Raw genomic sequence first — 12165 nt, forward strand, 5'->3', positions numbered from 1 at the left:
TTTAGCGCCTGTTGAGGGTGGACGTGCGGTTGCGGAAGCTGGCGATCCGTTGCTCGGTCCGGTCCGGGTCTGCGAATGCTGCAACATCGGAAAAAAACAGGTCGGCCTCCGCTCGCGTCATCAGTCCGCAAGCCACGGAAGCCTCCCGGACGGAAAGGCCGTTGGTGGCCGCATGCTTGGCGACGGCAGATGCCGCCGGATAGCCGTAGATCGCCACGAGTGCCGTCGACAGGGCAAGCGATCCGGATGCATCGCTGAGGCCGCGCTCCGTATTGACGTTTATCCCCGAGATACAATGGGAGACAAAAAGCGGAATCGCGCGTCGCATCAAACGAATGCTTTCGCTGATGGCTTCGAGAATGATCGATTCCCAGACATTGAGGTCAAGTTCACCCTCGGCGGCGCGGGTGACTGTGGCATCATTACCGATCACACGGAAGGAGACCTGCATCATCATTTCAGGCATAACCGGATTGACTTTGCCCGGCATGATCGACGAACCCGGCTGCACCGCTGGAAGGGTGACCTCGGCAAGCCCCGCCCGCGGTCCTGATGACATCAGGCGCAGATCGGCCGCAAATTTCGACAGGGTCAGGGCGATTGCTTTCAATGCGGCTGAAATCCTCACCCAATCGTCGGCATTTTGCAGCGCGTCGAAAAAATTCTCCTCCGGCTGATAAGATTTGCCGGTCAGTGCCTGCAATTCTTCGAAGACGAAGCGGCGATAGGCTTGCGAGGCGCCAAAGGCAGTGCCGACGGCAGTGGCGCCAAGCGGCAGCCGCAGACAAACGTCTTCCAGACCAGACATCCCCGCCATCTGTCGCTCAAAGGCGGCTGAATAACCTGAAAACTGCTGACCGAAAGTGACAGGGAGCGCATCCTGCAAGCAGGTTCGACCAAGCTTGACCACGTCGCGAAAGGCATTCTCCTTGACCCGAAGAGCATCGACGAGAGAGCCCAGACCTGCGCGGAGGCCAGCCAGTTCACCCCCAACCGCCATTTTCATTGCCGAGGGAATGACATCGTTAGTGGATTGCGCCATGTTGACATGGGTATTGGCATGAACGGGATCCTGTCCCTTCCTGCCGGTCAGAATTTCACTTGCCCTGTTGGCCAGGACTTCGTTGACATTCATATTGGCCGCAGTACCGCCGCCGCCATGATAGATATCGACAGGAAAATCCTGCCTGCCTGGCATTACAGCGTGTTCGCTCGCAGCCATTTCGATTGCCCCGGCGATCTGCGGATCAAGGTCGCCGGCCCTGCAATTGGCCCGTGCGGCAGCCTGCTTTATGGCAATAATCGCCGGGATGAAGCCTTCGATATCGGCGATCGTCCGGCCGGAAATCGAGAAATTCTCGACCGCGCGCGCCGTCTGGATGCCATAGGCCAGGGCGGCCGGCATCAGCCGTGTTCCGAGCGCATCTTCTTCCAGGCGCATTTCCGCTTGCCCTTCATCCATCTCAACGCCCCGGCCGGTCGAGGAAATCGCGCAGACGATACCATCCGGTAAAGGCAGGCAGGAACCAGGGCTTGCCGGAATAGAAAGGAACGGCGGTGAATTTTTGCCGGTCGAACGCCGATTTGGCGTTTTGCTCGCCCAGGATCTTTCGCGCCGTCTGATAACCGAGATAGGTCATCAGCGCGACACCGTTGCCATTGCATCCCACCGCAAAATTCGCCCCATCGCGCTCACCGATATGAGCGAGCTTGTCAACCGTCATGGCGACGCTTCCGACCCAGGAATGGGTGATCTTGACGCCAGCGAGCTGGGGCCAAACAGCCAGCATCCTGGCATAGATGTGTTTTGCGGCGCGCCTTTCCGACATTTCGAACACTCCCGGGCGCGAACCGAACAGCAGCCGCGTCCCGTCCGTCGATGGTCGGCTGAAGATGAGATCCCGGCGGGTGTCCGAAATCATGCGGCCCTGCGGGATAAGCTCAGCCATCAGATCGGCCGGCAACGGCTCGGTAGCGATTTGATAGCTCTTTACGGGCACGAGCCGGCGCGCCAATTCCGGCGTCGCATCATCCGCCGTATAGCCATTGGTCGCGACGATCACATCCTTCGTGCGGATCGTCCCACGCGCCGTTGGCACAATCTTATCGCGGTTTGGCCCGTCCTCAACGACGCCAGCACGGGCGTGGGAACGCAGCATGACACCGGCAGCCTTGGCCCGCCCGCGCAGCGCCTTGTGGTAAAGTCCCGGATGCAGGCCGCCATAGTCATCTATCAGCATACCCCCGTGATAATAATCCGAACCGATGGCCGCGCGCTGCTGATCTCGATCAAGGAAGCTGACCTTCACGCCAGTCTTTTCGGCAAGCAGAGCGCCGTGGCGCTTCAGCGTCACGTAGTCTGTGGCGGTGTGGGCGCCAAAGAAGCGACCAGTCAGCTTCAGCCCGGCATCGAGCTTCTCCGTGTCGATTAACATTTTCAGATATTCGAAGCTTTCGTTACTTTCGCCGATAAGCCGGTTGATCAACTCCGGGTCAATTCCCTTGATGGCGCCGCCAACGACGAGCTTCTGGCCGCTGGACACCATTCCGCCGGACCTCGTCGAGCAGCCGGAACCGAGCCGGTCACTGTCCAGCACGACAACGGAGCGTCCGGCACGCGCAAGGTGGGTTGCGGCAGCAAGACCGGCATAGCCGGAGCCGACAACCACGACGTCGGCATACTCGGGAACGGGATCGAGATTCGTCTCCGGCTCGGCCTCCTCCCACCAATAGGGAGCTTCCTTGAAATCGGCGGCGTAGATATCGTCAAACTTACGCATTGCATACCGGGCCGCTGAGGCCCGCCTTTCAGGAGTTTTGGGCAATCACAGAACCTGGCCAAGAAATTCGCGTGTGCGCGGATCTTTTGGATGGTCGAACAGCTCGACGGGTGGGGCACTTTCAACAATCAACCCCCGGTCGGTGAAGCAGACGCGGTGTGAAACCTCACGCGCGAATTTCATTTCGTGGGTGACGAGGACACAGGTCAGCCCTTCCTCAACAAGCTCGCGGATCGTAACGAGAACCTCCTTGACCGTTTCCGGGTCCAGGGCGGCAGTCACCTCATCGAAAAGAATGACTTCCGGCTGCATGGCAAGTGCGCGGGCAATAGCCACGCGTTGCTGCTGGCCGCCGGAAAGCTGGCCAGGATAGCTGTCGGCCTTTTCCGACAGGCGCACCTTGGCGAGAAGCTTCCGGGCGCGATCCGCGACCTCTGCCTTGTCATGGCCGAGCACTTGGATCGGCGCCATCATGATGTTTTCCAGGGCGGTGCGATGCGGAAAGAGATTGTACTGCTGGAACACCATCGCCACCTGGTGGCGCAATGGCCGCATTGCCTTCTCGGTGCGCATCTCGTGCACCTTGTGATTTCCCACCCGGATAAAACCCTCATTGACCGGAATCAGGCCGTTGATGCAGCGCAAAATGGTCGACTTTCCGGAACCGGACGGTCCGATGATGCAGACAGCCTCCCCCTTGCCGACGCTGAGGGAAATTCCTTTCAGGACCTCGAACGTGCCGAAAGATTTCCGGATGCCATCGATCTCGATCAGGGCGTTGGAGCGGTTCATAGATTGTCTCCTTTAACCGCATGCTCCAGGCGCCGCGCGAAGATCGCGATCGGGTAGCAATAGGCAAAAAACAGGAAGAGGATGGTCAGATAAAAATAGACGAGCGCCCGTTCGCTCTCCATCGCCAGTGAGGTGTTGAGGATGGTCAAGACGTCCTGAATACCCGTGACCGTGGCAAGCGCGGTTGCAATCATCAGCAGGGCATAGAGGTTCATCCAGCCAGGTATCATCCGACGCAAGGCCTGGGGAAGGATGACGTAACGATAGATCTGCAGCTGGGTGTAACCGAGCGAACGGGACGCCTCCCATTGACCGCTATGGATCGACTGCACCGCCCCGCGAATGACTTCGGAGAAGTTTGCCGCCGTCGGTAACGCCAGCCCGATGACCGCCTTTACGAAAGGCGGGAAAGGAATGACTAAGCCGAAGATCTTCATCTCGAAAGGAAGAATGTAAAGCATCGCGAAAAGCAGGACGAGCCAGGGCGAGTTTCGCAGGAAATTCATGACGAAAAATGCCGGCAGGCGAATGAAGGGCGATTTTGCGAGCGTCGCAAGACCCATCGCGGTGCCAAGGGTAGTCGCCACCGCCATGGAGGCAATCGACAGCAGGATGTTGAGGATGAAGCCGCCGCTTATCGGCCAGCCGGAGCCGGAGCCTGTCAGGAGCAGTGGCAGGCGCACGGCGACGCGGTTCCAGTGTTGCGCGCCGCCGGCGAGTGCATCGATCGCAATCCAGATTGCCACCGCAAGCGCGATGAAAAGCAGGACGGCGCGTTTCTTGTTTTCGTAAGTCATGGTGGAGACCATGGTCAGTGTCCCTTTCCATAACCGGGGAAAGCCATCCAGGCTTCGAGCCTGGACATTGCAAATGTCAGGATGGATACGAGCCCCACATAGATGACGAGCACGAGGATCATGACCTCGAGTGTGCGAAACGTGTCGTTGTAGATCTGGCCGGCGTAGTACATCAGTTCCGGCACCGTAATGACCGAAGCCTGAGAGGTTGTTTTGAACAGGTTGGTGAGAATGTTGGTAATCGCCGGCAGGCTGATGCGCACAGCGATCGGCGCCTCAACTTTCCAGAAACGCGACCACCGGCTGTATCCGAGCGACCGGGCCGCTTCTATGATCGACCGCGGCATGGTTTCGATGCCGGACCTGAAAGCCTCGATCGCCAGCGCTCCGCCGAACAGGCTGAGCGAAATCGAGGCGCAGGCGAATGCACTCAGAAGCGGCATCTGCAGACCGGTGGAGGGATCGGTGACTTTCAACCCCAGTGTCGACAGCGTGAAATAGGCGAACAGCATCTGCAACAGTGGCGGCGTGTTGCGGAACACCTCCACGAACAACTCGATGATGGCATCCAGCCAGAAAATCCGCAAAGTCAGCGCAAGCGCACCGAGAAGGCCGATGATGATCGCGGCACTGGATGACAGTGCCGCAAGTTTGAGTGTGTTGAGGACCCCGGTGAGCAGCCATTGCTGATAGGCTGGATCCGTAAGCCAGGAATAATCAAGACCGAACAATAGCTGCTCCAGACCCTATCAGTTCAGTTTTGCTTTGGCAGCCTTGGCGCGCTCGGCAATGTAATCGGCGTGGGGAATATTGAACTCGGTTTCCCAGGCGATCATCTTGCCTTCGGCTTCCGCCTTGGTAATGGCCTTGTCCACGGCCTCCTGGAACGCCTTGTCGCCTTCGCGGATACCACCTGCCATCGGCAGATACTCATAGGTGGGGACGGCGACCTTGTAGCCCTTCCAGTCCGCTTCCTGAACCTTAAGGTCAAGGGTCATCTGGTCGAAGACAAAACCTACGCAACGATTGTCGCGCAAAGCGCGCATGGCCTCCGGTTGGGTCTTGAAGGCAACGAGCTGGATTCCGAATTCCTCGGTCATCTTCTTGTTATAATAGGATCCCTGAATGCCGCAGACCGGCTTACCCTTCAGTTCCTCCCATTTGCTGGTGGTCGCTTCTTTGGCCATCATGACGGCCGGGCCTGGCGACGATACGTAAGCGGTGGTGAAATCGATGACCTTGTCGCGCTCCGGCGTGACGCCAAGCGTCGCGAAAATCGCATCGATACGACCAGCGGTCAGGAACTCGATACGATTGGCGGCAACGACCGGCACAAATTCGATCTTGTCTGAAGACCCCAGAAGTTCCTTGGCGACGTATTTCGCCAGTTCGACTTCGAAGCCGATGATCTCACCCTTGTCGTTGAGATACCCATAAGGTGGATAATCGTTCTTGACGCCGACGATCAGCTTGTCGCGGGCCTTGACGTCATCAAGCGTACCGGCGAGCGCGGCACTGGCCGCCAGCATGCCCAAGGCCGCCAGGGCGGTAGTTGCGAGAATGTTTGCTGCTTTTTTCTTCATTTTGTTCCCCTGTTTGTTCAAGCGGGTCTGGCGTTCTCGAAACCCGCAGGTCGTCTTCAAAATCAAGCTGCCTACAAAATATTCACTTATTTAATCTGCTCAATTTTGGTCATTGAATACGCAGTTTTCTCATTATACAAGTTATTGAGATTTTATTTTCATAATGTGAGAAGATATGGCCAAATCCACCCAATCCTCTTCTGGTGGCGCGCAGCTTCTGGATCGAGCGGTAGCTCTTCTCGATCTTGTTGCAGACGGCGGCGTACAGGGCGTCACGCTCAAGGAACTGACGAACAGATCCGGACTCAACACGGCTACCTGCCACCGCATCCTCAACACGCTGGTCGGCCACAAGCTCCTCGCCCGTGACGACAGGAAGCGCTGTTACCGGCTGGGCGCGCGTATGGCGATTTACGGTGCGCGCGCCGCACGTGGACCTGGCATCATCAGCCGCTGCGAAATGGCGCTGACCCGCATTCGGCGCCGAACTGGCGATACCATCCACCTGATGGCCCGGCTGAACCACGATTCCGTTTGCCTCGACAGACGCGACGGAGAATGCGTGGTGCCGACACTGACCGGCTCGATCGGTGGTTCGGTCCCGCTTGGCGTCGGTCCAGGCTCAATTGCCATGCTCGCCTTCCTCGAAGAGGACGAACAGGAATTCATCATCCGCGCCAATATCGAGCGCTATGCCGCCTACCGCGATCTCACCGCCGACAAAGTGCGCCGACTGATCGCTGAAACACGCGAACGCGGTTATGCAATCGACGTCGGCGAGCTTATCCCCGGGATTGCCGGCGTTTCCGTGCCGATTTTTTCGGATGGTACAACGCCAAACGCTTCCCTGGGCTTCACACTTTTAAGTGCCAAGCTGGAGCCCGGCACATTGGAGCAATATGCGATGCTGCTGAAGGACGAAATCTCGGCGATCGTCGATCAATAGCTGTCATCGAGCAGGCAGTTGACCCAGAATTCCGAAACACTCGCGCGGTTCGGCAAACTGACGACATGCAGGATGGAGCTGGCAATATCTGCAGGTTGGGTCAGGGTGTCCGACGGCGTCGCGCCTGCCAGAGGCAGCCCCATATCAGTCGCAACGAAACCCGGACATATGGCGGTCGCCCTCACACCCTTGTCGAAACCGGCATGACGGATTGCATGCGACAGGCCAAGGGCTGCGAATTTCGAGACCGAGTAGGCGCCAGACACGGCCGATTTGACCCTTTTCCCCGATAGCGAGGCGACAATCGCCACGCGACCTGCTCCGGACGCGATTAGCGGGTCCCAGCAGGCCTGCACAAGGCGCCGCGGGCCATTGACGTTGACGTCCATCAATGAGGCGAACTCCTCGTCAGTCGCTTCCACCACGGTCTTGCGCACCATGACGCCGGCGTTGGCAACAACAGCATCGATGCGGCCGAACCGTGCCAGAACGGCAGCCGCCCAGTCGACAGGCGATTGCGGGGCGAGCGCGTCATAGGCCTGCACGTGGACTAACGCTGGATCTGCCCATTCCGGCAGTAGCGGCGTGCGCATTCCAAGCGAGACCTTCCAGCCGGCCTCCATAAAGGCCCTGCCAGTGGCAGCACCGATACCGCGATTGCCTCCGGAAATGAGGACGGTTTTCCTGTCGGTCATATAGGTTTTCCTTTCTCAGGCATGGGGCAGAAGGGTGGCGCCTTCCTTGCGGGTTGCACGGTTTTCCTGCATGCGAAAATAACGAAGGCGCAGACCGGGCGCGAAGGACATCAGCAACGGCGCCTTGTGCAGCGGTTCGATTTTCAGGGAGAGATCCTTGTCCGGCACGCCCAGCGCCCATTCTGACAAGACGCCGCCAAGCATGGAGCCGGTTGGCACCCCGCGGCCAGAAAGTCCCGTACAGGCAACGATGCCGGGCGCCAGATCATAGAGCCTCGGGACAGTGCGCATCTGCATGTCCAGTTCGCCGAACCAGAAATATTCCCAACGGATTTCCTCGCTGATCTGCGGATGAAGGAATTTCAGCCGGTCTGTGAGAACCTGCCGGGTATAGTCAGGGTCGGCGCCACGCTGGCCCATGGGGAACATGGAGGCAACAATGCGACCTTCACGGTTGTATTTGTAGACATAGATATCGCCGCGCCCATCATGCATGGTCGTATTGTGGGGCAGGACTTTTGCGCGCGTTTCCGGATCGAGCGGCTGGGTGGCCGCGAGAAATACTTTCTTGATGCGGAAGCTTTTATCGAGGTTTTTCCAGCCACCGACGGTGTAGGCGCCGGTCGCGAAGATCACCTTTTCAGCCAGCACAGTGCCCCGGGGCGTTCGCACGGACCATTTCCCGGCCTCTGGCTGGACATCCTCGACCGGGGACGCGGTAAACACCTGCCCGCCCTCTGCGATAACGGCGCGCGCAAGGCCACGTGCGTATGAAAGCGGGTTCAAATGACCGCCCTCCTCGTGATACCAGGCGCCATAAAAACGAGGGCTTCCTGTCAACGCTTCGACCTCGTCCCTGCCAATGACCCGGCAGCGCGCGCCAGCGCCGGCATATGCATCAGACTTCATCTGCAGCGTGGACATGGCGCCGGGACGCAATGCGCCCATAACATAACCATTCTGGACCCATTCGCAGTCGATTCCGTAGGTCGAGATCATCTCGACGACGCGATCATTGGCCCGCGTCTGGCGGTGAATAAGGCGCTCCGCCCAGGGCTCGCCCAGAATTTTTCCGAGCGACGGCAGGCTGTAATAGCTGAAGGTCGGGGTGCAGTGGCCGGCATTGCGGCCCGAACCGCCAAAACCTGCCTCTTGCGCTTCGACCAAAGCAACCTTGACGCCCCTGCGCGCAAGCTCCAGCGCCGTCGTCAATCCGGTATATCCCGCGCCCACGACACAGACGTCCACATCGACACGGCCTTCGAGCCTCGCGGTTTTCGGTGCGGGCGCTGCGGTTGCAAACCACAAGGTTTGGTCAAAAGGTGAAAATTTTCCCAAATTCGTTCTCCTCAAGGCACACGAAGGTAATCCGGGAACAGCGCAGTTCCGGGAAAAGATGTCTCGACATGGATTACAGATGAGCACTGCTGATTTTCTATGCGTGCCAGATTTTACAGCAAATCGTCAATCGCGATCTCATATTACGACCGTCATAGCGTTCTTTTTTCATATAGTGATTTTTTTGCCGTGCGACGAGCGGCAAGCATGGATCGGCAGATAGCCAGACAACACCGGCCACTGCCGGACGCATTGAGGTCGGACCCGATTATTCAACCGCCAACACGAGACTGCCCAGGGCTTGACTCGCGGAAAATCAAAAGATATGTCACTTTCAATTCTAATATATCAGTTAGGCATTTGATATGTCTGTTACCCTTGAATTCCCATCGTTACCGCTGTCCGAACTCGTCACCCCCCAAGACCTGCCGGCTGACGGAAACATGACCAACAGGATCCATGCCTTACTTCGCAAACTGATTGTCGAGGTGAAGCTGCTCCCAGGGCGGGCGCTGTCGGAAAAGGAGATCGCGACACTGCTGCATGTCAGCAAAACGCCCGTCCGCGAGGCGATCATTCGCCTTTCCGAAGAAGGTTTCGTGACTGTCGTGCCGCAAGGTGGCACCTACATCTCGCCGATCGACGTTCAGCGGTACATGGAGGCCTGTTTCATCCGGTTCAAGCTGGAAGAAGGCGCTGTGATCGAGGCCACCAAGCGGCATTCGCTGGAAGACATCGCACGGCTGAAAACCTGTCTGTCGCAGCAGCGCACTGCTGCCGCGGATGAGGAATTCACCAACTTTTTCCTGCTCGACGAGGAATTCCACCGCACGATCTTTTCGGCAGCTCGCCTTCCTGGAGCCTGGAGCGTGGTAAATCAGGCGAAAGGCGAAATGGACCGAATGCGACACCTGAAGCGCGTTTTTGCAGTCCGTCGCACCGAGAAGGTTATCGAAGAGCACGAAGCAATCGTGAACTCAATCGAATCCGGCGATATCGAAGCGGCAAGAGAGGCCGTACAGCGCCACCTCGGATCACTCGAAACAAAAATCGCAGAACTCTCCAAGAACCCGAAGATCTGGACCTTCATCGAGCAGGTCAACACGCGCGTCACGAGGAAGCGCGCTTCACGGGGGCAGAAGACGCCTGACTGAACATTCAAGGCTTTTGAGGAGGGGCCTTTCATGTCCGCAGTTCAAATCAACGACGTCGTCAAGCGCTATGGTGCCCTTGAAGTCGTCCACGGTATCAATCTTTCCATACAGCCGCAGGAATTCGTTGTCCTCGTAGGTCCTTCGGGATGCGGAAAGTCCACCACGCTGCGCATGCTCGCCGGGCTGGAAGACATTTCGGACGGCACCGTTTCAATGGACGGCCGAGTGGTCAACAAGATCGCGCCCAAAGACCGCGATGTCGCGATGGTGTTTCAGAACTACGCGCTTTATCCGCACCTGAGCGTGGCCGATAACATCGCTTTTGGCCTGCGAGTCAGGGGAGAAAAGCGAGCGGTTATCGACAAGGCGGTGGCAGAAGCTGCACAGATCCTCGGGCTCACCGAATATCTGGGCCGCAAGCCGGCAGATCTTTCCGGTGGCCAGCGCCAACGCGTCGCCATGGGTCGTGCCATCGTGCGCAGGCCGAAAATCTTCCTGTTCGACGAACCTCTCTCGAACCTCGACGCCAAGCTGCGCACCCACATGCGGGCCGAGATTAAACTGCTGCACAAGCGGATGAACGCCACCAGCATCTACGTGACGCACGATCAGGTCGAGGCAATGACACTTGCGGACCGCATCGTCATCATGAATGGCGGCCATATCGAGCAGGTCGGTTCGCCGATGGAGGTTTTCCTCGAACCGGCCAACACGTTCGTCGCAAGTTTTATCGGCTCACCGCCCATGAACCTTCTGGACGGGACGATTGAAAAGCAGGATGGCACCGTAAAGGTCAAAATCACGGGTAGTGCCGGACAACGCTTCAGCGTCCCGGAAGCATTTGCGAAAAATGCGACGGAAGGACAGCAGGTCAAACTCGGCCTGCGACCCGAAATCATGTCGGTAGAGACCGAAGACAGTCGTGAAAACCTCAATTGCAGCATCGACCTTGTGGAGCCCTTGGGCGCGGAGGCTCTGCTCCACGGCAGGGCTGATGGCCAGCCATTTATCGCCAAGGCGGAAACACTTTACGGCGATCATACTCTCAACGGCGTCACCCGACTTGGCATCGATACCACACGCATCCATGTCTTCGATGCGGCAACCGGAAGGTCGCTGAAAACCCCAAGCGGGGCGCGACCATGAAAAAGGGTTTTCAGGAACGCCTTCACGATCTCCAGGAAGATGTTCGCCGCGACTGGCAGCTCTACCTACTTCTCGCTCCGATGATTATCTGGTTCGCCGTCTTTCTCTATAAGCCTATGTACGGGCTGGTCATCGCGTTTCAGGACTTCTCGATTTTTCGCGGCATTGCAAAGAGCCCGTGGGTCGGTTTTGAAAACTTCGCGGAGCTCTTTCACAATGACATGTTCATCCGCGCCTTCTGGAACACCCTAAAAATCAGCGCTCTCGGCCTGATCTTCGCGTTTCCAGTACCGATCATCCTGGCCTTGATGTTCAACGAGGTTCAAAACAGCGTTGCCCGAAGCTGGGCCCAGACGATCGTTTACCTGCCGCATTTCATTTCGGTGGTGATCGTGGCCGGCATCGTCATCAATTTCCTGTCGCCGTCGATAGGCATCGTCAATCTTCTGCTGAAAGGCCTTGGATTCGAGCCGATATACTTCCTGACCCAGCCGGAATGGTTTCGTCCAATTTATATCGGCTCGTCGGTCTGGAAGGAAGCGGGCTTCGAATCCATCGTCTATCTCGCCGCCATCGCTGGCGTGAGCCCGACGCTTTATGAATCCGCCCGGGTGGACGGGGCATCGCGCTGGCAGATGATGTGGCGGATCACCCTGCCCTGCATCCTGCCGACAATCGTGATCATGCTGATCATCCGCATCGGCAATCTGGTCGAGGTCGGGTTCGAATATATCATTCTGCTCTATCGGCCATCCACCTATGAAACGGCAGATGTCGTTTCCACCTTCATTTACCGCACCGGCTTGCAGGGTACCCAATACGATCTCGCGACGGCCGCCGGACTGTTCAATGCGGTTATCGCTTTCGTCCTCGTCTATTCGGCAAATCGCATCAGCCGAAAAGTCTCGTCGACATCGCTTTGGTGAGGAGCTGA

At 57.9% G+C, this 12165-nt stretch carries 12 protein-coding genes; 4 read left to right on the plus strand and 8 right to left on the minus strand.

Features of this window, described 5'->3' with window-relative positions:
• Position 1 precedes the first annotated feature (1 nt).
• From GH784_RS05505 to GH784_RS05530, 6 genes are read right to left on the minus strand one after another with little or no spacing between them, the layout of a single operon-like run.
• Entirely contained in the window at positions 2-1462 is a 1461-nt protein-coding gene (locus tag GH784_RS05505; protein WP_153793249.1) for a lyase family protein, read from the minus strand.
• 1 nt (position 1463) lies between these two features.
• Positions 1464-2780 (minus strand): NAD(P)/FAD-dependent oxidoreductase, encoded by a 1317-nt coding sequence (locus GH784_RS05510; protein WP_003517554.1) that lies wholly within the window; start codon positions 2778-2780, stop codon positions 1464-1466.
• Positions 2781-2825: 45 nt separating this feature from the next.
• Entirely contained in the window at positions 2826-3572 is a 747-nt protein-coding gene (locus GH784_RS05515) for an amino acid ABC transporter ATP-binding protein (RefSeq protein ID WP_013761259.1), read from the minus strand.
• Positions 3569-4381, minus strand: coding sequence for an amino acid ABC transporter permease (locus GH784_RS05520; protein ID WP_065705456.1), 813 nt, complete (start codon positions 4379-4381; stop codon positions 3569-3571). Before GH784_RS05520 ends, GH784_RS05515 begins: the two co-directional genes overlap by 4 nt.
• Positions 4382-4383: 2 nt before the next feature.
• Entirely contained in the window at positions 4384-5100 is a 717-nt protein-coding gene (locus GH784_RS05525) for an amino acid ABC transporter permease (protein WP_003517557.1), read from the minus strand.
• Between the two features lie 18 nt (positions 5101-5118).
• Positions 5119-5952: a transporter substrate-binding domain-containing protein gene (locus tag GH784_RS05530; protein ID WP_013761261.1), complete on the minus strand. Its 834-nt coding sequence runs from the start codon at positions 5950-5952 to the stop codon at positions 5119-5121.
• 175 nt (positions 5953-6127) lie between these two features.
• Between GH784_RS05530 and GH784_RS05535 the strand changes: the two genes are divergently transcribed.
• Entirely contained in the window at positions 6128-6898 is a 771-nt protein-coding gene (locus GH784_RS05535) for an IclR family transcriptional regulator (protein ID WP_019566338.1), read from the plus strand.
• On the opposite strand, the gene GH784_RS05540 is transcribed toward GH784_RS05535, so the two are convergent.
• Together GH784_RS05540 and GH784_RS05545 are read right to left on the minus strand one after the other, a co-directional pair.
• On the minus strand, positions 6892-7593 hold the full coding sequence (locus GH784_RS05540; protein ID WP_153793250.1) for an SDR family NAD(P)-dependent oxidoreductase: 702 nt from the start codon (positions 7591-7593) through the stop codon (positions 6892-6894). The genes GH784_RS05535 and GH784_RS05540 overlap by 7 nt on opposite strands.
• A gap of 15 nt (positions 7594-7608) precedes the next feature.
• On the minus strand, positions 7609-8931 hold the full coding sequence (locus tag GH784_RS05545) for an NAD(P)/FAD-dependent oxidoreductase (RefSeq protein WP_019566340.1): 1323 nt from the start codon (positions 8929-8931) through the stop codon (positions 7609-7611).
• A 365-nt stretch (positions 8932-9296) separates the two neighbouring features.
• Here GH784_RS05545 and GH784_RS05550 point away from each other — a divergent pair, with 365 nt between their 5' ends.
• The 3 genes from GH784_RS05550 to GH784_RS05560 are packed head-to-tail and all read left to right on the plus strand — an operon-like array spanning position 9297 to position 12157.
• Positions 9297-10085 (plus strand): GntR family transcriptional regulator, encoded by a 789-nt coding sequence (locus tag GH784_RS05550; protein ID WP_013761265.1) that lies wholly within the window; start codon positions 9297-9299, stop codon positions 10083-10085.
• Positions 10086-10115: 30 nt separating this feature from the next.
• Positions 10116-11231: an ABC transporter ATP-binding protein gene (locus GH784_RS05555; protein WP_013761266.1), complete on the plus strand. Its 1116-nt coding sequence runs from the start codon at positions 10116-10118 to the stop codon at positions 11229-11231.
• Positions 11228-12157 carry an ABC transporter permease gene (locus tag GH784_RS05560; protein ID WP_013761267.1) on the plus strand — a complete coding sequence of 310 codons (930 nt, stop codon included), beginning with the start codon at positions 11228-11230 and terminating at the stop codon, positions 12155-12157. Before GH784_RS05555 ends, GH784_RS05560 begins: the two co-directional genes overlap by 4 nt.
• Positions 12158-12165: the final 8 nt, after the last annotated feature.

The sequence above is a fragment of the Agrobacterium tumefaciens genome (assembly GCF_009649785.1).
Lineage (GTDB): Bacteria > Pseudomonadota > Alphaproteobacteria > Rhizobiales > Rhizobiaceae > Agrobacterium > Agrobacterium tumefaciens.